The sequence below is a fragment of the Microbacterium terrisoli genome (assembly GCF_030866805.1).
GTDB lineage: Bacteria > Actinomycetota > Actinomycetes > Actinomycetales > Microbacteriaceae > Microbacterium > Microbacterium terrisoli.
This window is the reverse complement of record NZ_CP133019.1, coordinates 2320987-2347817: the sequence shown is the minus strand read 5'-3', so window position 1 is coordinate 2347817 and position 26831 is coordinate 2320987. Positions and strand designations below refer to the sequence as shown.

The following is a 26831-nucleotide window of genomic DNA, read 5'->3' as shown; positions in this document are numbered from 1 at the left end:
CCCCGTGCGCTCAGTAGAATCAGCTTCATGAGCAGACCCGCCCGCACGGCCTCCCGCACGCGTACGACGAGCGAGTCCTCGGTCGAACTGCACCTCGACCTGGACGGCACGGGCGTGGGCCGCATCGACACCAGCGTGCCGTTCTTCGACCACCTGCTGACCGCATTCGCCAAGCACTCGCTGACCGACCTGACGGTGCGCGCATCGGGCGACACCGATATCGACGTGCACCACACGGTCGAAGACGTCTCGATCGTGCTGGGCCAGGCCGTCGCCGAGGCGCTGGGCGACAAATCCGGCATCTCCCGCTACGGCGACGCGCTCGTGCCCCTCGATGAGGCCCTGGCCCAGGCCGTCGTGGACGTCAGCGGTCGCCCCTATCTGGTGCATGAGGGCGAGCCCTCCGGCTTCGAGCTGCACCTGATCGGCGGGCACTTCACCGGCTCGCTGGTGCGCCACAGCTTCGAGGCGATCTCGTTCCACGCCGCCCTCACCACGCACGTCCGGCTGGTCAGCGGCCGCGACCCGCACCACATCGCCGAGGCGGAGTTCAAGGCCTTCGCCCGGGCGTTCCGACAGGCCAAGGCCTTCGACCCCCAGGTGATCGGCATCCCGAGCACCAAGGGTGCCCTGTGACCGTCCGGCCGCTGGTGGCGGTCCTGGACTACGGCTCGGGGAACGTGCACTCCGCCGTCAAGGCGCTCATCGCCGCCGGTGCGGATGCCCGATTGACCGCCGACCGGGGCCTGGTGAGGGATGCCGATGGCTTGGTCGTTCCGGGCGTCGGTGCGTTCGCTGCGGTGATGGACCAGCTGCGCGCGATCCGCGGCGACGAGCTGATCGACCGGCGGCTCGCCGGCGGCAGGTCGGTGCTCGGCATCTGCGTGGGCATGCAGGTGCTGTTCGGGCAGGGCATCGAACGCGGAGTGGACACGGAGGGGCTGGGGGAGTGGCCGGGAGCGGTCACCGCACTCGATGCCCCGGTGCTGCCACACATGGGCTGGAACACGGTGCGCGCAGGCGCCGGGTCGCGACTGTTCGCCGGTGTCGAGGACGAGCGCTTCTATTTCGTGCACTCCAACGCAGCGCAGCAGTGGAGCCTGCAGACCCAGCAGCCGTTCGCAGAACCGGTGCTGACGTGGTGCGACTACGGGTCGCCGTTCCTGGCGGCGGTGGAGAACGGTCCGCTGTGTGCGACGCAGTTCCATCCGGAGAAGTCGGGCGCTGCGGGCATCAGGTTGCTGTCCAATTGGTTAGAAGGCCTGGGCGGGGCTAACCTTTCACCTCGTGTCCAGTGAATTCGCCGCCACTCCCGAACTCGTCCTCCTTCCTGCCATCGACGTCGCCGGCGGCAAGGCCGTCCGCCTGACGCAGGGGGAGGCCGGCAGCGAGACGGACTACGGCGATCCAGTCGAGGCGGCTCACCAGTGGGTCAAGCAGGGCGCCGCATGGATTCATCTGGTCGACCTGGATGCGGCGTTCGGCCGTGGCAACAACGCCGCGGTGCTGCGCCGGGTGATCAAGCAGGTCAAAGGGGTGCAGGTGGAGCTCTCGGGCGGCATCCGGGATGACGTGTCGCTGGAGGCGGCGCTGGAGTCCGGCGCCACGCGCATCAACCTCGGCACTGCGGCCCTGGAGAACCCGGAGTGGGCCGCGAATGTGATCGGTCGCTGCGGCGACGCGGTCGCGGTCGGTCTCGACGTGCGCGGCACGACGCTGGCCGCCCGCGGCTGGACGCGCGACGGCGGCGATCTGTGGTCGGTGCTGGAGCGCCTCGAAGACGCCGGATGCAGCCGCTATGTCGTCACCGATGTCACGAAGGACGGCACGCTGCGCGGCCCGAACCTCGACCTGCTGCGGCAGATCACCGGACGTACCACCAAACCCGTCGTCGCCTCGGGGGGCGTCTCGAGTCTCGACGACATCGCCGCGCTGCGCGAGCTGGTGCCGCTGGGTGTCGAGGGCGCGATCGTCGGCAAGGCGCTGTACGCCGGTGCGTTCACGCTCGCGGAGGCGCTGGATGTCGCACGCGACTGACGACGCCGGCCTCACGCACGACGATCACGCGCACGACGATCACTGCGCGCACCACGACCACGCCGCCCGCGAGTACCACGGTCCGGCGCAGTTCGCACCGCACCCCACCGACTCCGCAGGCCAGCCCTGGGCAGGCCGGTCCTTCCACGCCAATCCGCACGCCGGCGACGACGGCACGGCCGACGCGGCGCTGCTGGCGGCGCTGAGCGCGTTCCACGCCGGCGACGGCGACCCTGCGGCGATCGTGGATGCGTACCGCACCGCGCGCCTGCTGATCCCGCTGGTCACGTCGAAGGGTGACGACGGGGTGGCGCCGTCGGGTCTGCACGTGGACAAGACCCACGAACTGTCGATCGTGACCCTCGCCGCCCCCGACGGGCGCCGGGTGCAGCCCGTGTTCACCTCGGTGGAGGCGGTGACGCGGTGGGATGCCACGGCCCGCCCTGTTCCGGCCGAAGGCATCCGCACGGCCCTTGCTGCGGCCGACGATGACACCGACCTGATCGTCATCGACCCGGGTTCTCCGACGGAGTACGTATTGCGCCGGCCGGCGGTGTGGGCCGTCGCGCAGCAGATCCCCTGGGTGCCCAGCTTCCGCAACACGGAGGTGTTCGAGGGCCTGCAGGAGAGCATTGCGCGCGAACTGGCCGTCGTCGACCTTCAGGTCGCACCGGGCGACCCCGACGGACGCCTGCGGGGTCCGGAGCTCATCGTGCGGCTGACGCTCGTGGACGGTCTCGATCAGCAGGAGCTGGACTCCGTGCTCTCGCGCCTGGCCAAGCGCTGGGCGGCCGATGACCGCATCGCCACGCTCGTGGACTCGTTGAGCGTCAAGCTCGTCCGCTCGGAGTGAGCCGCGGGCCCGTGATTCCCGCACCCGTTCGGGTCAGGTGACCGGGCCGGTCCACTTCTCGCCCGCGCCCTTGCCGATCGGGTCGGGGACCGGCGAGGCCTCGCGGAAGGCCAGCTGCAGCGAACGCAGCCCGTCGCGCAGCGATCGGGCGTGCACGTCACTGATCTCGGGGGCGCCGGCGGTGATGAGCCCGGCCAGCGCGTTGATGAGCTTGCGCGCCTCATCCAGATCCAGCTGCGCGTCGGGGTCGTCTGCCAGGCCCACCTTGACCGCCGCGGCACTCATCAGGTGCACGGCGGCGGTGGTGATGATCTCGACCGCCGGCACGTCCGCGATGTCGCGGGTGGCCGCCGCGGCGGCGCGCTCCTGTTCTTCCCAGCGCGCCTGACGCGCGGCTTCCTCATCGGCCTCAGACGGAATCGTGGTCACTGTGCACTCTCTGCTAGACTGGGCAAGTTCTGGGGCAGTCTGTCCTGGTTCGAAAGAGGATCACATCCCACCCGCGCTTGCCGTTCCAGGCTACCGGGTCGTTGCACTCCGTCGGTTCGCCGGCAGCCAGGGTGCGGAGCCGGTGCGTGACGCACCGTGCGGGTGGCCTGTCCCTCCCGTGGCGCAGTTGTGCCACGGATCTCCACCCGCACGACAGAGGAGTTCCGCATCAGCGATCCCCGCACCAACGAGCGCATCCGCGTGCCCGAGGTCCGACTCGTCGGTCCCAACGGCGAGCAGGTCGGCGTCGTCGCCATCCAGGTTGCACAGCGTCTGGCTCAAGAGGCAGACCTCGATCTCGTCGAGGTTGCGCCCAACTCCAAGCCTCCCGTGGTCAAGATCATGGACTACGGCAAGTACAAGTACGAGGCTGCGCAGAAGGCGAAAGAGGCCCGACGCAATCAGGCCAACACCATCCTCAAAGAGGTGCGCTTCCGCCTGAAGATCGAGGGTCACGACTACGAAACCAAGCGCAAGCGCGCCGAGGGCTTCCTCCAGGGCGGCGACAAGGTGAAGGCCATGATCCTGTTCCGCGGTCGTGAGCAGTCCCGGCCCGAACTGGGTGTGCGTCTGCTCAAGCGCTTCGCCGAAGACGTGGCCGAGTTCGGCGCCGTCGAGTCGAGCCCGCGCATCGACGGCCGGAACATGGTGATGGTGATCGCTCCGCACAAGAACAAGTCCGAGGTCAAGACCGAGCAGAACGCCCAGCGCGCCGCGAACAAGCAGGCGGCGCGGCAGGCGAAGACCTCGACTTCTCCCGAGTCCTCCACGGCGGACGCCGAATAGGCCCCACATGCTCCCGCTCCGCGGGATGACCATTCCCGCACCGCGGGATGCACAACGAAGGAAGAGAAATGCCGAAGCAGAAGACGAACTCGAGCGCCAAGAAGCGCTTCAAGGTCACCGGAAGCGGAAAGATCATGAAGCAGCAGGCCGGCATGCGTCACAACCTCGAGGTGAAGCCCAGCAAGCGCACCCGCCGCCTGAACAAGGACGAGGTCATCTCGGGCGCCGACGCCAAGAACGTCAAGAAGCTCCTCGGGCGCTGAGCGACCGACCGCACGTTAGGAACGAAACGAAATGGCTAGAGTCAAGCGGGCAGTCAACGCCCAGAAGAAGCGTCGCGTCATCCTCGAGCGCGCCTCCGGTTACCGGGGTCAGCGTTCGCGCCTGTACCGCAAGGCGAAGGAGCAGGTCACCCACTCGCTCGTCTACGCGTACCGCGACCGTCGCAAGCGCAAGGGTGACTTCCGTCGCCTGTGGATCCAGCGCATCAACGCTGCGAGCCGTCAGAACGGCCTCACCTACAACCGCTTCATGCAGGGCCTGGGCCTTGCCGGTGTCCAGGTGGACCGTCGCATGCTCGCCGAGCTGGCAGTGAACGAGCCCGCCACATTCGCCTCGCTGGTCGAGACCGCGAAGACGGCGCTGCCCGAGAACGTGAACGCCCCCAGGGCGTGAGCTGAGCTTTTCGAAAGGGTGTCCCTCCGGGTGGAGGGGCACCCTTCGTCGTCGAGCGAGCGCCCATAGACTGGGCGCGTGCTGGAGAACCCCCGATCCGCGCGTGTGCGCGCCGTGGCAAAGCTGACCAAGCGTCGTATGCGGGATGAGACCGGACTGTTCCTGCTCGAAGGCCCGCAGGCGGTTCGTGAGGCGCTGACCTACGGACCGGACGGCATCGTCGAGCTGTATGCGACACCTGCCGCCGCCGACAAGCACACCGATATCGCCCGGCACGCCGCCGAAGCCGGAGTCGACCTCGTCTTCACCAGCGAGCAGGTGCTGGAGGCCATGTCCGACACCGTCACTCCGCAGGGCGTCGTTGCGGTGGCGCGCCAATTCCCGACCTCCGCGCGCGACGTGTTCGCAGCATCCCCGCGGCTGGTGGCGGTGTGCGAGCAGGTACGCGACCCCGGCAATCTCGGCACGATCATCCGTGCAGCCGACGCGGCGGGGGCCGATGCCGTGATCCTGACCGGTCGCACCGTCGACCCATACAACCCGAAGGTCGTCCGCTCCACGACGGGGTCGCTTTTCCACGTGCCCATCGCGCTCGGGGGCGAACTGGCCGATGTCGTCGACGCCGCCCGCGCGGCGGGCCTGCACGTGGTGGCAGCGGACGTCAAAGGCGGCGACCTGCTCGCCGCCCGCGCAGACGGGACTCTGGCCCGACCCACGGCGTGGCTGTTCGGCAACGAGGCACGCGGTCTCGAAGACGACGCGCTGGCCCTGGCCGACGTGGCGCTGCGCCTGCCGATATACGGTCGTGCCGAGTCGCTGAACCTCGCCACGGCGGCGAGCGTCTGCCTGTACGAGACGGCGTTCGCGCAGCGCACACCCTGATGCTGCGCCGGCGTTGGGTCACGGATGAGTTAAGACTCACGGCTGGTACCGGTGATTTCTTCACCCAGTCCATAAGCTTGTGCGCATGACGAACCCCGATGACGCGGCCCCGCCCACGTCGAACATCAGCGTTCGGCGGGGCGATCCGCTGGTCGTGATCGAGAACGTGCAGAAGCACTACGGCGATTTCCAGGCGTTGAAAGACATCGACCTGACGGTGCACCGCGGCGAGGTCGTCGTGGTGATCGGGCCGTCCGGCTCGGGCAAGTCGACGCTGTGCCGCACCATCAACCGGCTCGAGACGATCACGAGCGGCAGCATCACGATCGACGGCGAAGAACTGCCGAAAGAGGGCAAGGGCCTCGCGCAGCTGCGCAGCGACGTGGGCATGGTGTTCCAGTCGTTCAACCTGTTCTCACATCTGACGATCCTCGACAACGTCACCCTCGGCCCGATCAAGGTCCGCAAGATCAAGAAGGAGGACGCCCAGAAGGAGGCGCGGATCCTGCTGGAGCGCGTCGGGGTGGGGCAGCAGGCCGACAAGCTGCCCGCGCAGCTGTCGGGCGGCCAGCAGCAGCGTGTGGCCATCGCGCGGGCCCTCGCGATGAACCCGAAGGTGATGCTGTTCGACGAGCCCACCAGCGCCCTCGACCCGGAGATGATCAACGAGGTCCTCGACGTCATGGTGGGCCTGGCCCAGGACGGCATGACGATGATCGTCGTCACGCACGAGATGGGCTTCGCCCGAAAGGCCGCCGATCGGGTGGTGTTCATGGCCGACGGCCAGATCGTCGAGCAGTCCACCCCCGAAGACTTCTTCACGAACCCCCAGTCGGGCCGTGCGAAGGACTTCCTCTCGAAGCTTCTCACGCACTGACCGACCCGCACGAAAGAGAGAGACACATGCGAAAGACCCGCCTGATCGCGAGCCTGAGCGTTGCGGCCGCGGCCCTGCTCGCGCTCACCGCCTGCAACAGCGGCACTCCCGGCGACACCGGCACGAACGGCGACGGCGGCGACGCCGCCTCCAGCACCCCGTGGACCGTCGCCACCGATGTGTCGGTGCCCGACAGCCCCACCTTCGAGAGCATCCAGAAGGCCGACAAGGTCACGATCGGCGTGAAGGAGGACCAGCCGGGTCTGGGCTACCTGGACGCGACGACCGGCAAGCGCACGGGCTTCGACGTCGACATCGCACGCTGGATGGCGGCCTCCCTCGGCTACGGCGCAGACAAGATCGACTTCAAGCCGATCGCCTCGGCCAACCGCGAGCAGTCGATCGTGAACGGTGACATCGACTTCTACGTCGGCACGTACTCGATCACCGACAAGCGCAAGGAGCAGATCTCCTTCGCCGGTCCCTACTTCATCACCGGGCAGGGCCTGCTGGTGTCCAAGGACAACAGCACGATCACCGGCAAGGACTCACTGACCAAGGACGACGTGGTGTGCTCGGCCACCGGCTCGACTTCGATCCAGCGGATCAAGGACGAGACGCCGGCCCAGACCAAGGAGTACGACACGTACTCCAAGTGCGTCCAGGCCCTGCTGCAGGGACAGGTGGATGCCGTCACCACCGACCAGGCGATCCTCCTCGGCTACGCGGCCCAGGACCCCGACAAGCTGAAGACGGTCGGTGACGTGTTCAGCGAGGAGCGCTACGGCATCGGCCTGAAGAAGGGCGACACCGGGCTGCAGACGTTCTTCAACAACACGCTGACCGACGGTCACGACGTGTGGCAGAAGATCTTCGACAACAACCTGGGCGCCTCCGGCGTGAAGGCAGAGCAGCCGGCGGTCGACCCGGTCGGCTGATCATGCAGGATCGGGTGGCGCGCTGTGCGCGCCACCCGATCCCCGCTCCGGCCCTGAAACGAACAGACCAGTGCCGGAGCCGATGAGGGAGGAGGCGGGATGAACGTCTCGCAGTTGTGGCTGCACGCTCTGCAGGGAACGCTGATCCTGTTCTTCGCAGGCGGTGCCATAGCGCTCGTGCTGGGCATCATCGTGGGCGTCATGCGCGTCTCGCCGGTGCCGGTGGCACGGGGCGTGGGCGCGGTCTACGTGAACTGGATCCGCAATACGCCGCTGACGCTGGTGATGTTCTTCTTCGCGTTCTGCATGCCGCTGCTCCTGCAGCAGCGGATCGACTCGCTGACCCTGGCGACCATCGCGCTGGGCATCTACACGGCCACCTACGTCGCCGAGACGATCCGGTCCGGTGTGAACACCGTGCCGGTCGGGCAGGCCGAGGCCGCACGCGCGATCGGACTCGGCTTCGGACAGGTGATGTCGCTCGTGGTGCTGCCGCAGGCGTTCCGCTCCGTCATCCCACCGATGGTCAGCGTGTTCATCGCACTGCTGAAGAACACGACCGTCGCCGCCGGCTTCTCGGTGCTGAACCTGGGCTCGGTGACGCTGTACCTCAGCGAGATCCGTGAAGCGGGCCGCACCGACAACATCCTGCAGCAGATGCTGTCGGGCGAGAACCTGCTGCTGACCCTGGTCTTGATCGCCGCGATCTTCGTGGTCCTGGTGCTGCTGCTGGCGTGGCTGCAGCGCGTCCTCGAGAAGAAGTGGAAGGTCGAGCGATGAGCTCCGTCCTGTATGACGTGCCCGGCCCCCGCGCCCGTGTGCGCAACCGGGTGCTCGGCGCCGCCACGATCCTCGTGGTGCTCGCGCTGCTGGGCATCACTGTCTGGCGCCTGGCGGCCACCGGACAGTTCGAGGCCCAGAAATGGGCGATCTTCACCTACTCGCGCCCGTGGCTGCTGCTGCTGGAAGGCCTGGGCGCCACCCTGTCCGCGTTCATCGTGGCAGCCATCGGTGCCCTCGCGCTCGGGTTCATCCTCGCCGTGGGCAGGCTCTCGGATCACGCGTGGGTGCGCGGGCCGGTCGGCTGGATCGTCGAGATCCTGCGCGCCATCCCGGTGCTGATCTTCATGATGCTGCTGTACTACGGACTGCCCATCGTCGGGGTGCGCATGGACCCGTACTGGGCGGTGGTGATCGCACTGATCGCGTACAACGGCTCGGTGCTGGCCGAGGCGCTGCGCGCGGGCGTGGAGTCTCTGCCCCGCGGGCAGGGCGAAGCAGGCTACGCGATCGGCTTGCGCAAGAACGCCGTCATGCGACTGATCCTCATGCCGCAGGCGGTGCGCGCAATGATGCCGGTGATCATCTCGCAGCTCGTGGTCGCGTTGAAGGACACGGCGCTGGGCTTCATCATCACCTACCCGGAGCTGCTGCACTTCATCCAGCTGCTGGGCAACCAGGTGCCGTTCGGCTCACCGCTGGTGCCCACCGCGATCGTCGGCGGCACGATCTACGTCGTCCTGTGTCTGATCCTGTCGTACGTCGCCTACCGCGTGCAGCGCAGCACCAGCCGTTCGCCCAAGGTGCGCACGACCGGTCGCGGCGGCGGCGGAGCGGGGGCCACGGCCACCGCCACCGCCACCGAGTCGATCGCGCTGCGCGGCGGGGCGGCCGGACCGCTGGAGGGCACCTCGCGGTGACGCTCCGGATATCCTGTCGTCGGGGAGTGCCGCCGGCCGCCGGTAGACTCGATTCTCGTGTCCGACGAGGTTTCTGAGATTTCACCCGAGGCGGTGGATGCCGCGGTCCACGCAGCGCTTGCTGCCATCGCCGCAGCCACCGACACCGCGCAGCTGAAGGCGGCCCGCGGCGCGCACATGGCCGAGGGCTCGCCGCTGGCGCGGCTGAACGCCGGCATGCGCCAGGTCGCACCCGAGCACAAGGCGCAGTTCGGCAAGCTCATCGGTCAGGGCCGCGGGCAGGTCACTCAGGCGCTGGCGGCTCGCGAGGCCCAGCTCGAGCAGGCCGAGACGGCGGCGCGGCTGGAGGCCGAGCGCGTGGACATCACCGCGATCGCGCAGCGGTCGCGGGTGGGCGCACGGCATCCACTCACTCTTCTGCAGGAGCAGATCGGCGACCTGTTCGTCGGCATGGGGTGGGAAATCGCCGAAGGCCCCGAGCTCGAGCACGAGTGGTACAACTTCGATGCCCTCAACCTCGACGAAGACCACCCGGCCCGTCAGATGCAGGACACCTTCTATGTCGACCCGGTCGAGCGTCACCTCGTGATGCGCACGCAGACCAGTCCCGTGCAGATGCGCACGATGCTCACCCGTGAGCTGCCGGTGTACATCATTTCGCCCGGACGCGTGTTCCGTACCGACGAGTACGACGCCACGCACCTGCCCGTGTTCACGCAGGCCGAAGGGCTCGTCGTGGACAAGGGCATCACGATGGCGCATCTGAAGGGCACCCTCGACCACATCGCCCGACAGCTGTTCGGCGCCGAGGCGAAGACGCGCATGCGCACGAACTACTTCCCGTTCACCGAGCCGTCCGCAGAGTTCGACCTGTGGCATCCCACCTTCAAGGGCGGCGCACGCTGGATCGAATGGGGCGGCTGCGGCATGGTCAACCCCAATGTGCTGCGGGCGGCGGGCATCGACCCCGAGGTCTACAGCGGCTTCGCGTTCGGCATCGGCATCGAGCGCGCGCTCATGTTCCGCAGCGACGTGCAGGACATGCGTGACATGGCGGAGGGCGATATTCGGTTCAGCGAGCAGTTCGGGATGGTGGTGTGATGCGCGTCCCGCTCTCGTGGCTGCGTGAATACGTCGAGGTGGCACCGGATGTCACCCCCGAAGACGTGCTGGCGTCCCTGGTGGCGGTCGGGTTCGAAGAAGAGGACGTGCACCGCTTCGAGATCTCCGGCCCCGTCGTGGTCGGCCAGGTGCTCGAGTTCGCGCCCGAGCCGCAGACCAACGGCAAGACCATCAACTGGTGTCAGGTCGACGTCGGCGAGGCGAACGGGGGAGTGCGCGGCATCGTCTGCGGTGCGCACAACTTCACCGCCGGTGACAAGGTCGTGGTCACGCTGCCCGGCGCGGTGCTGCCCGGCCCGTTCCCGATCGCCGCGCGCAAGACCTACGGTCATGTCTCGGACGGCATGATCGCCTCGGCGCGCGAACTGGGCCTGGGCGACGAGCATGACGGCATCCTGCGGCTGGCCGACCTCGGCATCGACGCACCGGTGGGCGCCGACGCGATAGCGCTGCTGGGGCTGGATGACGTCGCCGTCGAGATCAATGTGACCCCCGACCGCGGCTATGCGCTGTCGATGCGCGGGGTGGCCCGCGAGTACGCGCACGCCACCGGGGCGGCCTTCCGCGACCCGGGGGAGCGCCTCTGGGATGAGCTGGGCCAGCCCGAGGGTGGCTTCGCCGTCGCTGTGGCCGACGACGCTCCCATCCGCGGCAACGTCGGTGCCAGCGAATTCGTGGTGCGCGTCGTGCGTGACGTCGACCCGTCTGCTCCGACGCCGCCGTGGATGATCGCGCGTCTGGTGCTGGCCGGCATCCGCTCCATCTCGGTGCTGGTGGACATCACCAACTACGTGATGCTCGAACTGGGCAACCCGATCCACGGCTACGACCTGGACAAGCTCTCCGGCGGCATCACTGTGCGCCGTGCCCGGCCCGGCGAGAAGCTGACCACCCTGGACGACCAGGTGCGCACGCTGGATGTGCAGGACCTGCTGATCACCGACGACTCCGGCCCGATCGGCCTGGCCGGCGTGATGGGCGGGGGAGCCACCGAGATCAGCGCGTCCACCCGCAACGTGCTCATCGAGGCGGCGACGTTCGACCCGGTGACCATCGCGCGCAGCGCGCGCCGGCACAAGCTGCCCAGCGAGGCATCCCGCCGCTTCGAGCGGGGCGTGGACCCGGCCATTCCGTTCGTCGCCGCCCGGCGCGTGGCCGATCTGATGGTCGAGCTTGCCGGAGGCACGCTGGATTCGGAGGTCGGCGGGGCGCTGTTCACCGCCTACCAGCAGGAAGGGATCTTCCTGCCCAAGACGTTCGTCCCGGGTCTGATCGGCGTGGACTACACCGCCGAGGAGATCACCGGTGCACTGGAGATGATCGGCTGCGACGTGGTCGACGTCGAGGGGCTGCGCGCCGGTGGACCGCAATGGGCGGTCACCCCGCCGTCGTGGCGACCGGACCTGACCGACAAGTGGACCCTGGCCGAAGAGGTCGCGCGCATCCACGGGCTGGACCGCGTGCCGTCGGTGCTGCCCACGCCGCCCTCCGGCCGCGGGTGGACCGCCGAGCAGCAGGGCCGTCGTCGCGTGGCCAACGCCCTGGCGGCCGCGGGACTGGTCGAGACCCCGTCGTTCCCGTTCACGACCGCCGCGCACAATGACGCCTACGGTGACCTGCGCGGGACTGCCGCGGGCGTACCGCTGCCGGGCATCAAGCTCGCCAATCCGCTCGACGGGCAGGCACCGTACCTGCGCCGTTCCCTCGTGCCGGGCCTGCTGCAGGTCGCGCACCGCAACCTCGCGCGCGGGTTCACCGACCTCGCGCTGTTCGAACTCGGTGCGGTGTTCCTGCCCGAGCCGGGTGTCGAGTACGGCACGGCCACCGTGCCGCCGCTCGCACAGCGCCCCGACGATGAGACCCTGGCCGCGCTGGATGCCGCGCTCCCGCCGCAGCCGCGGCACGTCGGCGTGCTGCTGGCGGGCGACGCGATCGCCAAGCAGCCCGGCCTCGCGGCTGTGCCCGTCTCGATCGCCGACGTGATCGATGCCGTGCGGGTGATCGCGGCGGCCGCGGGCGTCTCGGCCGACGTCGTCCAGGCCGAGAGCGCCGCCGGGCACCCTGCCCTCCACCCGGGCCGCACCGGCATCGTCACCGTGGGAGGAGCCGCCGTCGGCTATCTCGGCGAGCTGCTGCCGCAGGTGACCGAAGATGCCGATCTGCACGGCCGCGTGTACGTCGCCGAGCTCGACTTGGATGCGCTGCTGTCGGCGGCGGGCGAGCGCGTGGTGGCAGCCTCGCTGTCGACGCAGACGCCCGCCACGCAGGATGTGTCGCTGGTCGTGGACGCCGAGGTCGCCGCAGCCGATGTGCGCCGCGCGCTGGTGGACGGCTGCGGGGCACTGCTGGAGTCGCTGCGCCTGGTCGACGACTATCGCGGGCCGGGGGTGCCCGACGGGACGAAGAGCCTGACGTTCGCGCTGCTGTTCCGCGCCGGCGATCGCACACTGACCGCCGCCGAGGCAACCGACGCCAAGCTGCAGGGAGTGCAGCTGGCGGCCGAACGCTTCGCAGCGAAGCTGCGCGACTGACGCGATACGCTCGTCGCGATGACGTCTTCGATCGAACCCGCGCTGCGGGTCCGCAATCTCACCAAGCGATTCGGCGAGAAGATCGCCGTCGCCGGCATCGACCTCGAGGTGCCGACCGGCTCGTTCTTCGGTCTGGTGGGCCCGAACGGCGCCGGCAAGACGACGACCCTGTCGATGGCCACTGGCCTTCTGCGGCCTGACGCGGGCGAGGTCAGCGTGCACGGCATCGACCTCTGGCAGGCGCCGGCCGATGCCAAGCGCATCATCGGCAACCTTGCCGACGGGGTGCGTCTGTTCGACAGGCTGACCGGCGAACAGCTCATCACCTACACCGCGATGATGTTCGGCATCGCGCGACCTGAGATCGCCGAACGGGTCGCCGATCTGCTGGAGATGATGGATCTGCGCGAGGCGGCGGGCACGGTGGTCGCCGACTACTCGGCGGGCATGACCAAGAAGGTCGCCCTCGCTTGCGCCCTCGTGCACGCGCCGCGTCTGCTCGTGCTGGACGAGCCGTTCGAATCCGTCGACCCGGTGTCGGCGGCCAACATCGAAGACGTGCTGCGCGGCTACACCGCATCGGGCGGGTCGGTCGTCGTGTCGAGCCATTCGATGGACCTCGTCCAGCGCATGTGCGACCACGTCGCGATCCTGGCCGCCGGCCGGGTGCTGGCCGCGGGCACTGTCGACGAGGTCCGTGCCGGCGCGAGTCTGCAGGACCGCTTCCTCTCGCTGGTGGGCGGCAGGCACGATGGGCGGGGACCGGCGTGGTTGCGACAGTCCTGAGGCTGCGGTATCGGATCCTGTTCACCACGCTGGCCCGCAACCCGTGGCAGTTGGTGGGCTTCGTGTTCGGACTGCTGTGGGCACTGGGTGCGGTGGCGCTGGTGGTCGGCGCGTCGATCGCCCTGGCCGTGCTGCAGGGACCGCTCGAGGCGCGGACGGCGGCGATCCTGGGCGGGGCGGCGCTGATCCTGGGATGGGTGGTCGCCCCGGTCCTGGTCGCAGGCACCGACACCTCGGTCGATGCGGCCAAGCTCGCCCCGTTCCCGTTCACGCAGCGCCAGACCATGATCGCGCTGTCGGCGACCGGGGCGACCGGCATCCCGGGCATCGCCACCTCGCTCGCAGCCCTGGGCACCGTGGCACTGTGGGTGCGCTGGCCGGCTGCGGCGGTGCTGGCAGTCGTGGGCGTCGTCGTCGGCGTGGGCACGTGCGTGGTGGCCAGCAGACTGGTGGCGACGCTGTCGACCGGATTCGGGACAGGGCGCCGCGGTCGCGAGATCCTGGGGACCGTGGTACTGGTGCTGCTGATATTCACCGGCCCGATCCTGACGGCCGTGGTCGGTCTGCTGGATGCCGCCGGAGCGTCGCTGGATCGCGTGACGCAGGCAGCCGACGTGCTCGGCTGGACGCCGTTGGGTGCCGTCTGGGCAGCACCTGCCGATCTGGCCGTCGGCGACGTGGTACCCGCACTGATCAAACTGGCCATCGGCTGCGTGACGCTGGCCGCGCTGTGGTTCGCCTGGTCGCAGGCACTGGCCGCAGCCACCGCTTCGCCGCCACGGCGCGCTGCCCGCGCAGTGAAGGCCGGGTCGTTGGGGATGCTGGGCGTGATGCCCACCGGTGGGGTCGGCGCCACGTGGGCGCGCTCGCTGAAGGCCTGGACGCGCGACCCCCGTTATCTGCGGCAGCTCATCATCGTTCCGCTGCTGCCGGTCCTGTTCGTGTTCACCGGCGGGACCGACGGATTCCCGTTCGCCGCGTCCACGGTGGTCGTCGGCTTCGTGCTCTCGCTGGTCGGCTACACCGATGTCTCCTACGACGGCACGGCCTTTGCCAGCGTGCTCTCATCGGGCGTGCGCGGCCGGGAGGACAGGTTGGGGCGGATGCTGGCGGCCGCGTGCATCGGCGTGCCCGCCATCGCGGCGGTCGCAGTGATCACCGCCGCGGTCGGAGACACCTGGCACACGCTGCCGGCGGTCTTCGCGGCCGCGCTCGCACTGGTGCTCGCCGGGTACGGCGTGTCGGCCGTGTCGTCGGCGCTGATCGTGGTGCCCGTCGCCCGCCCCGGCGACAGTCCGTTCAAGACGGTTCCCGGACAGACGTTCGTCAACGGCCTGCTCGTGTTCGTCGTGATGGGCGCGGTGATGGTGATCGCGGCCCCGACGCTGGTCCTGGCCGCCATCGGCGTGGTCGCAGACCGGGCGGCGCTGGGATGGATCGCCCTGATCGTCGCGGTCGCGGTGGGGGTCGGGGCGATGATCGCCGGGGCGATCCTCGGCGGGCGTCTGCTGGATCGCACCGGCCCCGATCTGTTGCAGCGCATCAAGGCGTTCCCGACCGGGTGAGGTTCGTGGGCGTACCGTGAAGTCATGTCCGAAACCGTGACGCTGACCGCCCCCGACGGTGAGATCTTCGCCGCCTACCTCGCCCATCCGGACTCCCGGCCGCGCGGCGGCCTCGTGCTCGTCCACGAGATCTGGGGGTTGACCGATCACATCACGGATGTCGCAGACCGGCTCGCCGGCGAAGGCTACGTCGTCCTGGCCCCCGACATCCTGAGCCACGGCGGCATCGAGCCCTCGTTGGGCGCCGAGCTGTTCGCCCTCATGAACTCGAGCGACGAGCAGGCCCGCACCGCGGCGCAGCCGCGCATGCGCGAGGCGCTCGCCGGTGCGCACGCGCCCGAATACGCCGCATGGGCCGTGGGGGCGCTGCAGGCAGCCGTCGACCGGGTCGCCTCCGTTGCGGGCGTCGACGGCCGCATCGGCACCATCGGATTCTGCTTCGGCGGCACGTACGCCTTCCTGCTCGCGGCCACCGACGACCGCATCCGAGCTGTCGCACCGTTCTACGGCACCGCGCCCGACACCGCCCGGATCGCCGGCATCCACGCCCCGGTGCTCGCACTGTACGGCGGGCAGGACAAGGCGCTGATGGACGCGCTGCCCGCCGTCCGCGCACAGATGGCCGATGCCGGCGTCGCCTTCACCCCGATCGTGTACGACGAGGCGGCGCACGCCTTCTTCAACGACACGGGCACGCGCTACGACGCCGAGGCGGCCGCGGATGCCTGGCAGCGGGTCACCGCGTTCTTCGCATCGGTTCTGGGCGCCACACGGTGACCGAGGTCCTCATCCTCGGCGGTACGGGCTGGTTGAGCGGTCGCATCGCGCGCCGGTGGCGGGATGCCGGGGCCGCAGTGACGTGCTTTGCCCGCGGCATCCGTCCCGCACCCGACGGGACCCGCCTGGTCGCCGGGGACCGCACCGCCCCGGGTGCCCTCTCCGCGGTCGCGGATCGGGAGTGGGATGCGGTCGTGGATGTCACTTCTGAGGCGGCCTGGGCGGCCTCAGCGCTCGCGACGCTCGGCGAGCGCGCGCGGCACTGGACCGACATCTCGTCGGTCTCGGTCTACGCCGACGACCACCTCGCCGGGGCCGATGAGACGGCGGCCACGGTGCCTTCGGGCTCGCCCGGTGACGACCTGGACTATCCGCGTGCGAAGGCGACGATCGAGTCTGCGGTGCGTGCGCAGCTCGGCGACCGGGCGGCGATCATCCGCCCGGGCCTGATCGTCGGTCCCGGCGACACGTCCGACCGCTTCGGCTACTGGGTGTCGCGCTTCGCGCTGGCCGCCGACCAGCCCGTGCTCGTCCCCGAAGCCCGCGGACTCGGCGCGTCGGTGATCGACGTCGACGACCTCGCGGCGTTCGTGGTGGGTGTGGGGCGCACCGCGTGGGCGGGCACGGTCAACGCCATCGGCGACCCGATCGCGCTGGACGAGCTGCTCGCCCAGGCACGCGGGGTCGCCGGCCACACCGGACCGCTGGTCGCGGCCCCGGACGCGTGGCTGCGCGCGCACGAGGTCGAGTACTGGGCGGGCCCGCGCTCGTTGCCGCTGTGGCTGCCGCGCGACCTCGTCGGCTTCTGGGGCCGCAGCAACCTGCGCTACCGCGAGCGGGGCGGCACTTTCCGCCCGCTCGAAGACACTCTGCGCAGGACCTTGGACGATGAACGCGTGCGCGGGCTGGACAGGCGGCGTCGCGCGGGGCTCAGCCGCGACGACGAGCTCGCATTGCTGCGCGAACGGGACTGAATTTGCGGATGCGGCATCCTGACCGATATCGTCGGGCCATGCGCGCGATCAGCCTCGAGCAGCTCCCGGTGAGCCTCGGTTGCGTGCGCGCCACCGCCGACAGCCGACGCCGGCTGCGTCCGGTTTCCCGCGGCCGCCGACTCTAGGCGACCCCGCGTCGCATCCCGCATGGATGCGCGAGGGCGTCGCCGTCATACGGCCCGTGCCGGCAGAGTCCGGCGAACCTCGGAAACTAAGGTAGAAGAATGACCTATTCGGTCGCCGTCTCCGGCGCCTCCGGCTATGCAGGGGGAGAGCTTCTGCGAATTCTCGCGGCCCACCCCGACATCGAGATCCGCACCGTCACCGCGCACGCGAACGCCGGTCAGCCGCTGGTCGCCCACCAGCCGCACCTGCGGTCGCTGTCGCATCTCACGCTGCAAGACACCACGCCCGCCACTCTCGCGGGCCACGACATCGTGTTCCTCGCGCTGCCGCACGGCCAATCGGGGCAGTACACCGATGCGCTCACCGATGTGCCGCTGGTCATCGACGCCGGCGCAGACCACCGCCTCGAATCGGCCGCGGACTGGGACGCGTTCTACTCCGGCCCGTTCCACGAACCGTGGGCGTACGGCGTCCCCGAGTTGCCGCTCGGGCCGTTGGCCGACGGTCGCAAGCAGCGCGAGCGCCTGGTCGGGGCCACCCGCATCGCGGCTCCCGGGTGCAACGCGTCCACCGTCAGCCTGAGCCTCGCGCCCGGCATCGCCGCCGGTGTCATCGACGGCTCCGACCTCGTCGCCGTGCTGGCGGTCGGGCCCTCCGGTGCCGGCAAGAGCGCCAAGACGCACCTGCTGGGCTCCGAGATCCTCGGCTCGGCCAATCCCTACGCGGTCGGCGGCGTGCACCGGCACATCCCCGAGATCAAGCAGGCCCTCTCCTGGGCGTTCAGCGACGCTTCGACTCGCACTGCGGGCTCGCCCGGCGCAGGTCTGCGCGAGTCGAAACGCGGGGGCTCCGGCATCCATCTGTCCTTCACTCCGGTGATCGTCCCGATGTCGCGCGGCATCCTCGCCACGGTGTCGGCCCCCATCGCCGCCGGCGCCACCGACGCCGAGATCCGCAGCGCGTGGCAGCAGGCCTACGACGGCGAGATGTTCGTGCACGTGCTGCCCGAGGGCGTCTACCCGCGCACCGCCGACGTGATCGGGGCGAACACGGCCCTGATGGGCCTGCACATCGACCGGGACGTCGATCGGGTCACGATCGTCACCGCGGTCGACAATCTTGCCAAGGGGACTGCCGGCGCCGCCGTGCAGTCCATGAACATCGCGCTCGGCCTCGCGGAGGACCGGGCCCTCACTGTGAACGGAGTCGCCCCGTGACCGTCACCGCGCCGAAAGGGTTCGAGGCGGCCGGCGTCGCCGTGGGCCTGAAATCCACCGGCAAGCCCGACGTCGCCGTCGTCGTCAACCGCGGGCCTGACAAGGTCGCAGCGGCGGTGTTCACGAGCAACCGCGCCCAGGCGAACCCGATCCTGTGGTCGCAGCAGGTCATCGGCGACGGTGTCGTCGAGGCGATCGTGCTCAATTCGGGCGGGGCGAACTGCTTCACCGGTGCGTTCGGGTTCCAGACCACGCACCAGACCGCCGAGAAGGCAGCCGAACTGCTCGGGGTCAGCTCGGGCGACGTGCTGGTGTGCTCGACGGGGCTGATCGGGTCCGGCGACGAGGTGTTCCGCGCGAAGGTGCTCGACGGCGTGCAGAAGGGCGTGGCGGCCCTGTCCGCCGACGGCGGCGCGGTCGCGGCCGAAGCGATCATGACCACCGACACCGTGAGCAAGACCGTCGTGCACTCCGAAGACGGGTGGACGATCGGCGCCATGGCGAAGGGCGCCGGAATGCTGGCGCCCGGTCTTGCCACGATGCTCGTCGTGATCACGACCGACGCCGTGCTGGACGCCGCGGCCGCCGACGCGCATCTGCGCGCGGCCACGCGGGTCAGCTTCGACCGGCTCGACTCGGACGGCTGCATGTCGACGAACGACCAGGTCACGCTGCTGTCGAGCGGGGCCAGCGGCATCACGCCCGAACCGGCGGGGTTCCGAGACGCGCTGACGGCCGTGTGCATCGAACTGGCCGAGAAGCTGCAGGGCGACGCCGAGGGCGCAAGCCACGACATCACGATCGAGGTGCAGCGCGCGGCATCCGAATCCGACGCGGTCGAGGTCGGCCGCTCGGTCGCCCGCAACAACCTGTTCAAGGCGGCGATCTTCGGCAACGACCCCAACTGGGGGCGGGTGCTGGCCGCGATCGGCACGACCAAGGCGCAGTTCGACCCGTACGACACCGACGTGTGGATGAACGGCGTGCGCGTGTGCACCGCCGGCGGCCCTGACGCGCCGCGCGAAGACGTGGACCTCACCCCGCGCGCCACGCACGTGGTCATCGACCTGAAGAGCGGCCAGGCCACCGCCCGCATCCTCACGAACGATCTCACCCACGACTACGTCCACGAGAACAGCGCCTATTCGTCATGACCGATGCCCGCATCCAAGACACCAACCCCCGTGAGGCCAGTGTCAAGGCAGAGACGCTCATCGAGTCGCTGCCGTGGCTCAAACGCTTTCGCGACCAGATCGTCGTGATCAAATACGGCGGCAACGCCATGGTCTCCGAGCAGCTGCAGGATGCCTTCGCCGCCGACATCGCCTATCTGCGCTATGTCGGGGTGCAGCCGGTGGTCGTGCACGGCGGCGGCCCGCAGATCTCGGCGATGCTGGATCGGCTGGCCATCCCGAGCGAGTTCAAGGGCGGATACCGGGTCACCTCGACCGAGGCGATCTCGGTCGTGCGCATGGTGCTGACCGGACAGATCAACCCGCAGCTGGTCGCCAAGATCAACGCGCACGGGCCGATCGCGGCAGGGCTGTCGGGAGAGGACGCGGGCCTGTTCGGCGGACGTCGTCGAGGCGTCGTCATCGACGGTGTCGAGCACGACCTGGGCCGCGTGGGCGATGTCGCGCAGGTCGACCCGCAGCCGATCCTCGACCACCTCTCTGCCGGGCGCATCCCTGTCGTCTCCTCGATCGCACCCGACCTGGACCGACCCGGCCACTCCCTGAACGTGAACGCCGACGCGGCTGCGGCCGCCCTCGCGATCGCGCTGCGCGCGTCCAAGCTCGTGATCCTCACCGATGTGGCGGGCCTGTACGCCGACTGGCCCAACCGCGACTCGCTCGTCTCGCACCTGACGGCGACAGAGCTCGCCGAGATGATGCCGCGGCTGGAGTCCGGCATGATCCCCAAGATGCGCGCGTGCCTGGACGCCGTGCAGGCGGGTGTGGACACGGCGGCCATCATCGACGGACGTGTGCCCCACTCGGTGCTTGTGGAGATCTTCACGCAGAACGGAATCGGAACGGAAGTGGTGGCGGATGCAACGCACTGAGCGAGCGGAGCGAGTCGACGTGAGCTGGCAAGACGATGTCTCACACGATCTGCTGAATGTGGGCGGGCGTTTGGCGCTGCTCGTGCGCGGCGAGGGCTCGCACGTCTGGGACGCCGATGGCATCCGTTACCTCGACTTCCTCGGCGGCATCGCCGTCAACGCGCTCGGGCACTCGCATCCCGTGTTCGTCGAAGCGGTGTCTCGCCAGGCGGCGACGCTGGCGCATGTGTCGAACTACTTCGCGACCCCGCCGCAGCTCGAGCTGGCCGCTCGACTGAAGCGGCTGGCAGGCACCGGCGATGGCGGGCACGTGTTCTTCGCCAACTCCGGATCGGAGGCCAACGAGACAGCGATCAAGCTCGCCCGGCTGCACGCCCACGCCACCGGCACCACGACCATCGTCAGCTTGGACGGCGCCTTCCACGGGCGCACGATGGGCTCGTTGTCGCTGACTCCCAAGCACGCCTACCAGGACCCGTTCCTGCCGCTGCTGCCCGACGTCGCCCACATCGAGCTGTCGCTTCAGGCGCTGGAGCGCGTGTTCGACGAGCAGTCCGTGGCCGCGCTGATGGTGGAGCCGATCCAGGGCGAGGCGGGCGTCGTGCCGCTGCCGGACGGCTTTCTGCGCCGCGCGCGGGAGCTGACCACCGAGCACGGCGCGCTGCTGATCCTCGACGAGGTGCAGACCGGCGTCGGTCGCACCGGGGAGTGGTTCGCGTTCCAGCGCGAGGGCATCACGCCCGACGCGATGAGCCTTGCCAAGGGCATCGCCGGCGGTTTTCCGCTCGGCGCGCTGGTCACCTTCGGCCACAACGATCTGTTCTCCCCGGGCACTCACAATTCGACGTTCGGCGGCAACCCGCTGGCCACCGCGGTCGGCACGGCGGTGCTCACCGAGATCGAGGACGCAGGGCTGCTGGCGAACGTGACCGAACGAGGGGCCCAGCTGCGCGCCGCCGTGGCCGGTCTGCCGCTGGTGACGGGAACGCGCGGTGCGGGGCTGCTCATCGGCATCACCCTGGCCGCGCCTGTCGCGTCGCAGGTTCGGGATGCCGCGCAGCGGCGTGGCCTGATCATCAACGCGCCCACAGCCGACGTGATCCGCATCGCTCCCGCCTACACGATCGGCGACGCCGAGATCGACGAATTCACCACCCTTTTCTCCGCCGCACTGGCCGAAGTCGCGGCATCCACATCTGTACCGGAGGTTCCGCATGCCATGCACTGAGCAACCCAAGGGAGTCGACGTGACCCGCCACCTGCTGCGCGATGACGATCTGACTCGTGCCGAGCAGTCCGAGATCCTCGATCTCGCGATCGAACTGAAGAAGGACCGCTGGGCGTCCAAGGCCCTGGCCGGTCCGCAGACCGTCGCTGTGATCTTCGACAAGTCCTCGACGCGCACGCGCGTGTCGTTCGCCGTCGGCATCGCCGACCTGGGCGGCTCGCCGCTGATCATCTCGACCGCGAGCAGCCAGCTCGGAGGCAAAGAGACCCCCTCCGACACGGCGCGTGTGATGGAGCGGCAGGTGGCGGCGATCGTCTGGCGCACCTACGCGCAGGCGGGCCTGGAGGAGATGGCGCGGGGGACCCGCGTGCCGGTGATCAACGCCCTGTCGGACGACTTCCACCCGTGCCAGCTGCTGGCCGACCTGCTGACGATCCGCGAGCACAAGGGCGAGCTCGAAGGCCTGACCCTCGCGTTCTTCGGCGACGGCAAGTCGAACATGGCGCACTCCTACGTGCTGGCCGGAGTCACCGCGGGCATGCACGTGCGCGTCGCCTCGCCCGAGGCGTACGCACCGCGCGAAGACGTCGTCGCCGACGCCGACCGTCGCGCGGCCGAGACCGGCGGTTCGCTCTCGCTGTTCACCGACGTGCACGAGGCGGTCGCCGGAGCCGACGTCGTGGTCACCGACACGTGGGTGTCGATGGGCAAAGAAGAAGAGAAGCTCGAGCGCATCCGCGACCTCGGCGGCTACAAGGTCACCAGTGACCTCATGCGTGAGGCACGTGAAGACGCGATCTTCATCCACTGCCTGCCCGCCGACCGCGGCTACGAGGTCGACGCCGAGGTCATCGACGGCCCGCAGTCCGTCGTGTGGGACGAGGCCGAGAACCGCCTGCACGCCCAGAAGGCGCTGCTGGTGTGGCTGCTGCAGCACAACGGCGCGGCTTCGCCGCCCGTTGCGGGCGTGGCGGGTGTTGCGGCCGGAGGCGCGGCGTGACCAACCAGCACGGCACCAACGAGGGGGCCCTGTGGGGCGCCCGGTTCGCATCGGGGCCGTCGCCGGAGCTTGCGGCCCTGAGCAAGTCCACGCACTTCGACTGGGCGCTAGCCCCATATGACATCGCCGGCTCCCGCGCCCACGCGGCGGCGCTGCATGCGGCCGGCTACCTCGACGACGAGCAGTGGGCGGGAATGCGCGCGGCGCTGGACGCGCTGGAAGCGGACGTCGCCAGCGGGGCGTTCACCGCGGCTGAGACCGACGAAGACGTGCACGGCGCCCTGGAGCGGGGCCTGATCGAACGCGCCGGCGCCGATCTGGGCGGACGACTGCGCGCCGGTCGCAGCCGCAACGACCAGATCGCCACGCTCGTACGGCTGTATCTGCTCGATCATGCCCGCTCGATCAGCCACGGCATCCTGCGTCTGATCGACGCGATCGTCGCGCAGTCCGAGGCCCATCCCGCGGCGATCATGCCCGGCCGCACCCACCTGCAGCACGCGCAGCCGATCCTGCTGGCACACCACCTGCAGGCCCACGGCTGGCCGCTCGTGCGCGACCTGGAGCGGCTGCGCGACTGGGCCGCCCGTGCGCGTGTGAGCCCATACGGCGGGGGAGCGCTCGCCGGCTCGAGCCTGGGCCTGGACCCGGCACTGGTCGCCCGTGAACTGGGCCTGGACCGACCGGCCGAGAACTCGCTCGACGGCACCGCCGCGCGGGACGTGGTGGCCGAGTTCGCCTTCGTCGCGGCGCAGATCGGCGTGGACCTCTCGCGGTTCGCCGAAGACATCATCCTGTGGAACACGCGCGAGTTCGGCTTCGTCACCCTCGACGACGGCTATTCGACCGGTTCGAGCATCATGCCGCAGAAGAAGAATCCCGACATCGCGGAACTCGCCCGTGGCAAGGCCGGCCGAGTGATCGGCAATCTCACCGGGCTCCTGGCGACGCTGAAGGGCCTGCCGATCGCGTACAACCGCGATCTGCAGGAAGACAAGGAGCCTGTCTTCGACTCCGCCGCGACGCTCGAACTGCTGCTGCCTGCGTTCGCGGGGATGGTCGCGACGCTGCGCTTCGACACCGCCCGCATGGCGGCGCTGGCCCCAGAGGGATTCTCGCTGGCGACCGACGTAGCGGACTGGCTCGTGCGGCAGGGGGTTCCGTTCCGCGATGCGCACGAGATCTCCGGCGCGCTGGTGCAGGCGTGCGAACAGCGGGGGATCGGGCTGGCGGATGCCTCCGACGAGCTTCTCGCGCAGATCTCGCCGCAGCTGACTCCCGTGGTGCGCGATGTGCTCACGATCGAAGGTTCGGTGGCCTCTCGCGACGGGGCAGGCGGCACCGCACCCGTGCGGGTCGCCGAGCAGCGCGCCGAGCTCATCGCCCGCGCCCAGGCTGCGGCGCGCGCCCTCGGCGTCTGAGCCCGCATGCGCGGACGGGGCTAGAGCAGCAGGATGCTGCGACCCGGGCGTGATCACCGAGGGTGATCCATCGAGGTTGATCAGATAAAGACTTATCGTCGCAAATTATCAGTGATATCCTTATCCCATGGTGGTCGCAGTCACTGCCGACATGATCGGCTCCCGACAGCTCGAAGACCGCGCGCGGGCGCAGCGCACGCTCGATGACGCCATTGCGCGGGTTGAAGACGACCTCCCTCTGGCCGACCGGGCGCTGAAGCCCACGGTGGGCGACGAACAGCAGGGCGTGTATCCGACGCTCGAGGCGGCGCTCGGCTCGCTGCTGCTGCTGCGCCTCGCTCTGCCCGACGCGGTGGGGGTGCGCTTCGGGCTGGGGATCGGCGCGGTGGGCGTCATCCCGTCCGAGGCCGCAGCGGCGGGCATCTCCGACGGGCCGGGCTGGTGGGCGGCGCGAGCCGCGATCGATCACGTGCACAAGCTCGAGCAGCGTCAGGTGCCCGGCGTGCGCACCTGGGTGGTCGCACACGACTCCGAGCCCGCCGCCGCGCAGGACGCGGTGCGTTGGGCGAACGCCTATCTGCTCGCGCGCGATCAGCTGGTAAGCGACATGAGCGAACGGACCCGGCGCCTGACCTACGGCCGCTGTCTCGGCCGGACCCAGCGCCGTCTTGCCGCATCGGAGGAGATCACGCAGTCGGCCGTCTCGCAGGCGCTCGCGTCATCGGGCGCCGCCGCGATCGTCGAAGGATTCGTCCAGCTCGGACTGCGCTGAGTGCGGCTGTGACGCCCGAACGGGCCACGGGGCCGGTCACCACATGGCGAAGCGCAGCAGCGCCCCGATCAGGCACGCCCAGATCAGACTCGCCATCGACCCGATGATGAAGCGCTCGCGCGACTCGGCCTGCGCCAGCTCCGAGAAGCGGCCGATGCCCTTGAGGGCCACGAGCGCGGCGATCGCCTCGGGATAGCCGACCACGATCGCCAGAACCGCGGCGAGCCGCTCGAGGTATCCGATGGCGGTTCCGCCGCGCATGAGGGTCTGCGCCGGCTCGGCCGAGGCATCCTCTCCCTCCACCGGAAGCAGCATGATGCCGCCGTCCTCAGTCTCGCGCACGCGCGACCCGGCGGCCGCATCGAGCACCCGCCGCGACACCGGGTTGCCGCCGAGGACGGCCACGGTCACTCCCAGCAGTGTCAGGATCAGCCCCATCAGGGTCGGCACCCTCACCGGCGCGATGGCGACCACGACCAGGCCGAGCACCACCAGCGCACCCGCGATGACCAGCGGCACCGTCGTCGGTCGACGCAGGCTCAGCACGATGAGCACGAGCGCGCCGCACAGCACGAGGAACAAGAAGATCGCCAGCATCGCGATGAGCAGCGGTTGCGTTCCGTCCAGCACCATGGGCCTCAGTCTGGCACGGGGCACGGACACGCCGCTGATACCCTGAATCGCGTGTCTGAATCCGCTCTGAGTGCGACCGCGCCGGCGAACGACCCGACGTTCGAGAACGTCTGGGACGAGATCGTCTGGCGTGGACTCGTGCATGTGTCCACCGATCAAGAAGCTCTGCGCGAGCTGCTCGGCGGGGACCCCATCACGTATTACTGCGGGTTCGATCCGACGGCGCCGAGTCTGCATCTGGGCAACCTCGTGCAGCTGCTGCTGCTGCGTCGACTTCAGCTGGCCGGGCACAAGCCACTGGGGCTGGTGGGCGGTTCGACCGGTCTGATCGGCGACCCGCGGCCCACGGCCGAGCGCACGCTGAACGCGAAGGAGACCGTCGTCGAATGGGTCGGGCGGCTGCGGGCCCAGGTCGAGCACGTGCTCAGCTTCGAGGGCGAGAACGCTGCGCGCATCGTCAACAACCTCGACTGGACTGCGCCGATGAGCGCGATCGACTTCCTCCGCGACATCGGCAAGCACTACCGCGTCGGCACGATGCTGAAGAAGGATGCCGTCTCCGCGCGGCTGAACTCCGAAGCCGGCATCAGCTACACCGAGTTCAGCTACCAGCTGCTGCAGGGCATGGACTACTTGGAGCTCTACCGCCAATACGGCTGTGTGCTGCAGACCGGAGGGTCGGATCAGTGGGGCAATCTCACCAGCGGCACGGATCTCATCCACCGTGTCGAGGGCGTGTCGGTGCACGCGATCGGCACGCCGCTGATCACCAACAGCGACGGCACGAAGTTCGGCAAGAGCGAGGGCAACGCGATCTGGCTCGACCCGGAGATGTGCAGCCCGTACGCGTTCTACCAGTTCTGGCTGAACACCGACGACGCCGACGTCGTGGACCGCATGAAGGTCTTCACGTTCCTGACCCGCGCCGAGATCGACGAGTACGCCCGTCTGGTCGAGGCCGAGCCGTACCGGCGGGCCGCGCAGAAACGGCTGGCGCGGGAGGTCACGGCCTTCGTGCACGGGGTGGATGCCACGACCGCGGTGGCTGCGGCATCCGAAGCGCTCTTCGGCAAGGGCGATCTGACCGCGCTCGACGCCCAGACGCTGCGCAGCGCGCTGCGTGAGCTGCCGAACGTCGAAGCATCCGTCGATGCGACGGTCGCCCAGGTGCTCTTCGACACGGGTCTGGTCGCCAGTCTCGGCGAGGCGCGTCGTGCGATCGCGCAGGGCGGCGTCACCCTCGACGGTGTGCGCGTCGACGATGAGGGAGCGCTCGTGACCGGTGCGCTGCCGGGTGGTGTCTCAGTCGTCCGCCGTGGCAAGAAGACGCTCGCGGGCGTCTTCGTGTCGGGCTGA

28 protein-coding genes are annotated in these 26831 nt (G+C 69.5%); 26 read left to right on the top strand and 2 right to left on the bottom strand.

The genetic code is table 11. The annotated features are described in order from the left end of the window. Positions 1-27: 27 nt before the first annotated feature. The 4 genes from hisB to QU603_RS10530 are packed head-to-tail and all read left to right on the top strand — an operon-like array spanning position 28 to position 2890. Positions 28-636, top strand: coding sequence for an imidazoleglycerol-phosphate dehydratase HisB (gene hisB, locus QU603_RS10545; RefSeq protein ID WP_308491344.1), 609 nt, complete (start codon positions 28-30; stop codon positions 634-636). Then, positions 633-1298 carry an imidazole glycerol phosphate synthase subunit HisH gene (hisH, locus tag QU603_RS10540; RefSeq protein WP_308491343.1) on the top strand — a complete coding sequence of 222 codons (666 nt, stop codon included), beginning with the start codon at positions 633-635 and terminating at the stop codon, positions 1296-1298. The genes hisB and hisH overlap by 4 nt, the downstream gene beginning before the upstream one ends. After that, positions 1288-2037, top strand: a complete 750-nt coding sequence (gene priA / locus QU603_RS10535; RefSeq protein WP_308491342.1) for a bifunctional 1-(5-phosphoribosyl)-5-((5-phosphoribosylamino)methylideneamino)imidazole-4-carboxamide isomerase/phosphoribosylanthranilate isomerase PriA — start codon at positions 1288-1290, stop codon at positions 2035-2037. The genes hisH and priA overlap by 11 nt, the downstream gene beginning before the upstream one ends. Next, positions 2021-2890 (top strand): SseB family protein, encoded by an 870-nt coding sequence (locus tag QU603_RS10530; RefSeq protein WP_308491341.1) that lies wholly within the window; start codon positions 2021-2023, stop codon positions 2888-2890. Before priA ends, QU603_RS10530 begins: the two co-directional genes overlap by 17 nt. Positions 2891-2923: 33 nt before the next feature. Here the strand turns inward: QU603_RS10530 and QU603_RS10525 are convergent, their stop codons facing one another. Then, the gene (locus QU603_RS10525) at positions 2924-3319 is read right to left on the bottom strand and encodes a DUF1844 domain-containing protein (RefSeq protein WP_308491340.1); all 396 of its coding nucleotides are present in this window, start codon (positions 3317-3319) and stop codon (positions 2924-2926) included. Positions 3320-3508: 189 nt separating this feature from the next. Here QU603_RS10525 and infC point away from each other — a divergent pair, with 189 nt between their 5' ends. From infC to QU603_RS10420, 21 genes are all read left to right on the top strand, one after another. Further along, entirely contained in the window at positions 3509-4165 is a 657-nt protein-coding gene (gene infC / locus QU603_RS10520) for a translation initiation factor IF-3 (RefSeq protein ID WP_308491339.1), read from the top strand. A 68-nt stretch (positions 4166-4233) separates the two neighbouring features. After that, positions 4234-4428, top strand: coding sequence for a 50S ribosomal protein L35 (rpmI, locus tag QU603_RS10515; RefSeq protein ID WP_308491338.1), 195 nt, complete (start codon positions 4234-4236; stop codon positions 4426-4428). Positions 4429-4459: 31 nt separating this feature from the next. Then, on the top strand, positions 4460-4840 hold the full coding sequence (gene rplT / locus QU603_RS10510) for a 50S ribosomal protein L20 (RefSeq protein ID WP_308491337.1): 381 nt from the start codon (positions 4460-4462) through the stop codon (positions 4838-4840). 78 nt (positions 4841-4918) lie between these two features. Then, positions 4919-5722 carry a TrmH family RNA methyltransferase gene (locus tag QU603_RS10505; protein ID WP_308491336.1) on the top strand — a complete coding sequence of 268 codons (804 nt, stop codon included), beginning with the start codon at positions 4919-4921 and terminating at the stop codon, positions 5720-5722. Between the two features lie 85 nt (positions 5723-5807). After that, positions 5808-6599, top strand: a complete 792-nt coding sequence (locus tag QU603_RS10500) for an amino acid ABC transporter ATP-binding protein (RefSeq protein ID WP_370655299.1) — start codon at positions 5808-5810, stop codon at positions 6597-6599. A 26-nt stretch (positions 6600-6625) separates the two neighbouring features. Beyond that, positions 6626-7537 (top strand): glutamate ABC transporter substrate-binding protein, encoded by a 912-nt coding sequence (locus QU603_RS10495; protein ID WP_308491335.1) that lies wholly within the window; start codon positions 6626-6628, stop codon positions 7535-7537. Positions 7538-7636: 99 nt separating this feature from the next. Continuing rightward, positions 7637-8317 carry an amino acid ABC transporter permease gene (locus tag QU603_RS10490; protein WP_308491334.1) on the top strand — a complete coding sequence of 227 codons (681 nt, stop codon included), beginning with the start codon at positions 7637-7639 and terminating at the stop codon, positions 8315-8317. Beyond that, complete coding sequence (locus QU603_RS10485; protein WP_308491333.1) at positions 8314-9237, top strand: amino acid ABC transporter permease; 924 nt, start codon at positions 8314-8316, stop codon at positions 9235-9237. Before QU603_RS10490 ends, QU603_RS10485 begins: the two co-directional genes overlap by 4 nt. A 51-nt stretch (positions 9238-9288) precedes the next feature. After that, positions 9289-10338: a phenylalanine--tRNA ligase subunit alpha gene (gene pheS / locus QU603_RS10480; RefSeq protein WP_308493999.1), complete on the top strand. Its 1050-nt coding sequence runs from the start codon at positions 9289-9291 to the stop codon at positions 10336-10338. Then, positions 10338-12890 carry a phenylalanine--tRNA ligase subunit beta gene (gene pheT / locus QU603_RS10475; RefSeq protein ID WP_308491332.1) on the top strand — a complete coding sequence of 851 codons (2553 nt, stop codon included), beginning with the start codon at positions 10338-10340 and terminating at the stop codon, positions 12888-12890. The genes pheS and pheT overlap by 1 nt, the downstream gene beginning before the upstream one ends. An 18-nt stretch (positions 12891-12908) precedes the next feature. Then, the gene (locus QU603_RS10470; protein WP_308491331.1) at positions 12909-13676 is read left to right on the top strand and encodes an ABC transporter ATP-binding protein; all 768 of its coding nucleotides are present in this window, start codon (positions 12909-12911) and stop codon (positions 13674-13676) included. Next, positions 13658-15241 carry a hypothetical protein gene (locus QU603_RS10465; protein WP_308491330.1) on the top strand — a complete coding sequence of 528 codons (1584 nt, stop codon included), beginning with the start codon at positions 13658-13660 and terminating at the stop codon, positions 15239-15241. Before QU603_RS10470 ends, QU603_RS10465 begins: the two co-directional genes overlap by 19 nt. Before the next feature lie 24 nt (positions 15242-15265). Further along, positions 15266-16018 (top strand): dienelactone hydrolase family protein, encoded by a 753-nt coding sequence (locus tag QU603_RS10460; RefSeq protein WP_308491329.1) that lies wholly within the window; start codon positions 15266-15268, stop codon positions 16016-16018. Next, the gene (locus QU603_RS10455; protein ID WP_308491328.1) at positions 16015-16992 is read left to right on the top strand and encodes an NAD-dependent epimerase/dehydratase family protein; all 978 of its coding nucleotides are present in this window, start codon (positions 16015-16017) and stop codon (positions 16990-16992) included. Before QU603_RS10460 ends, QU603_RS10455 begins: the two co-directional genes overlap by 4 nt. 245 nt (positions 16993-17237) lie before the next feature. After that, positions 17238-18356, top strand: coding sequence for an N-acetyl-gamma-glutamyl-phosphate reductase (gene argC, locus QU603_RS10450; protein WP_308491327.1), 1119 nt, complete (start codon positions 17238-17240; stop codon positions 18354-18356). Beyond that, positions 18353-19510: a bifunctional glutamate N-acetyltransferase/amino-acid acetyltransferase ArgJ gene (argJ, locus tag QU603_RS10445; protein ID WP_308491326.1), complete on the top strand. Its 1158-nt coding sequence runs from the start codon at positions 18353-18355 to the stop codon at positions 19508-19510. The genes argC and argJ overlap by 4 nt, the downstream gene beginning before the upstream one ends. Continuing rightward, positions 19507-20421 (top strand): acetylglutamate kinase, encoded by a 915-nt coding sequence (argB, locus tag QU603_RS10440; protein ID WP_308491325.1) that lies wholly within the window; start codon positions 19507-19509, stop codon positions 20419-20421. Before argJ ends, argB begins: the two co-directional genes overlap by 4 nt. Then, positions 20408-21649 (top strand): acetylornithine transaminase, encoded by a 1242-nt coding sequence (locus tag QU603_RS10435; protein WP_370655298.1) that lies wholly within the window; start codon positions 20408-20410, stop codon positions 21647-21649. Before argB ends, QU603_RS10435 begins: the two co-directional genes overlap by 14 nt. A gap of 19 nt (positions 21650-21668) precedes the next feature. Next, positions 21669-22649 (top strand): ornithine carbamoyltransferase, encoded by a 981-nt coding sequence (gene argF / locus QU603_RS10430; protein ID WP_308491323.1) that lies wholly within the window; start codon positions 21669-21671, stop codon positions 22647-22649. After that, positions 22646-24070: an argininosuccinate lyase gene (gene argH / locus QU603_RS10425; RefSeq protein WP_308491322.1), complete on the top strand. Its 1425-nt coding sequence runs from the start codon at positions 22646-22648 to the stop codon at positions 24068-24070. The genes argF and argH overlap by 4 nt, the downstream gene beginning before the upstream one ends. A gap of 127 nt (positions 24071-24197) precedes the next feature. Continuing rightward, positions 24198-24842, top strand: coding sequence for a SatD family protein (locus QU603_RS10420; protein ID WP_308491321.1), 645 nt, complete (start codon positions 24198-24200; stop codon positions 24840-24842). Between the two features lie 36 nt (positions 24843-24878). On the opposite strand, the gene QU603_RS10415 is transcribed toward QU603_RS10420, so the two are convergent. Further along, the gene (locus QU603_RS10415; RefSeq protein ID WP_308491320.1) at positions 24879-25475 is read right to left on the bottom strand and encodes a hypothetical protein; all 597 of its coding nucleotides are present in this window, start codon (positions 25473-25475) and stop codon (positions 24879-24881) included. Positions 25476-25526: 51 nt separating this feature from the next. On the opposite strand from QU603_RS10415, the gene tyrS reads away from it, so the two are divergent. Further along, the gene (gene tyrS, locus QU603_RS10410) at positions 25527-26831 is read left to right on the top strand and encodes a tyrosine--tRNA ligase (protein WP_308491319.1); all 1305 of its coding nucleotides are present in this window, start codon (positions 25527-25529) and stop codon (positions 26829-26831) included.

Excerpts from the sequence above, each read along its gene's own strand:
- hisB (WP_308491344.1), top strand. The coding sequence starts at position 28 with ATGAGCAGACCCGCCCGCACGGCCTCCCGCACGCGTACGACGAGCGAG.
- QU603_RS10530 (WP_308491341.1), top strand. The coding sequence starts at position 2,021 with ATGTCGCACGCGACTGACGACGCCGGCCTCACGCACGACGATCACGCG.
- rpmI (WP_308491338.1), top strand. The coding sequence starts at position 4,234 with ATGCCGAAGCAGAAGACGAACTCGAGCGCCAAGAAGCGCTTCAAGGTC.
- rplT (WP_308491337.1), top strand. The coding sequence starts at position 4,460 with ATGGCTAGAGTCAAGCGGGCAGTCAACGCCCAGAAGAAGCGTCGCGTC.
- QU603_RS10500 (WP_370655299.1), top strand. The coding sequence starts at position 5,808 with ATGACGAACCCCGATGACGCGGCCCCGCCCACGTCGAACATCAGCGTT.
- QU603_RS10495 (WP_308491335.1), top strand. The coding sequence starts at position 6,626 with ATGCGAAAGACCCGCCTGATCGCGAGCCTGAGCGTTGCGGCCGCGGCC.
- QU603_RS10490 (WP_308491334.1), top strand. The coding sequence starts at position 7,637 with ATGAACGTCTCGCAGTTGTGGCTGCACGCTCTGCAGGGAACGCTGATC.
- QU603_RS10485 (WP_308491333.1), top strand. The coding sequence starts at position 8,314 with ATGAGCTCCGTCCTGTATGACGTGCCCGGCCCCCGCGCCCGTGTGCGC.
- pheT (WP_308491332.1), top strand. The coding sequence starts at position 10,338 with ATGCGCGTCCCGCTCTCGTGGCTGCGTGAATACGTCGAGGTGGCACCG.
- QU603_RS10470 (WP_308491331.1), top strand. The coding sequence starts at position 12,909 with ATGACGTCTTCGATCGAACCCGCGCTGCGGGTCCGCAATCTCACCAAG.
- QU603_RS10460 (WP_308491329.1), top strand. The coding sequence starts at position 15,266 with ATGTCCGAAACCGTGACGCTGACCGCCCCCGACGGTGAGATCTTCGCC.
- argC (WP_308491327.1), top strand. The coding sequence starts at position 17,238 with ATGACCTATTCGGTCGCCGTCTCCGGCGCCTCCGGCTATGCAGGGGGA.
- argB (WP_308491325.1), top strand. The coding sequence starts at position 19,507 with ATGACCGATGCCCGCATCCAAGACACCAACCCCCGTGAGGCCAGTGTC.
- QU603_RS10435 (WP_370655298.1), top strand. The coding sequence starts at position 20,408 with ATGCAACGCACTGAGCGAGCGGAGCGAGTCGACGTGAGCTGGCAAGAC.
- QU603_RS10420 (WP_308491321.1), top strand. The coding sequence starts at position 24,198 with ATGGTGGTCGCAGTCACTGCCGACATGATCGGCTCCCGACAGCTCGAA.
- QU603_RS10415 (WP_308491320.1), bottom strand. The coding sequence starts at position 25,475 with ATGGTGCTGGACGGAACGCAACCGCTGCTCATCGCGATGCTGGCGATC.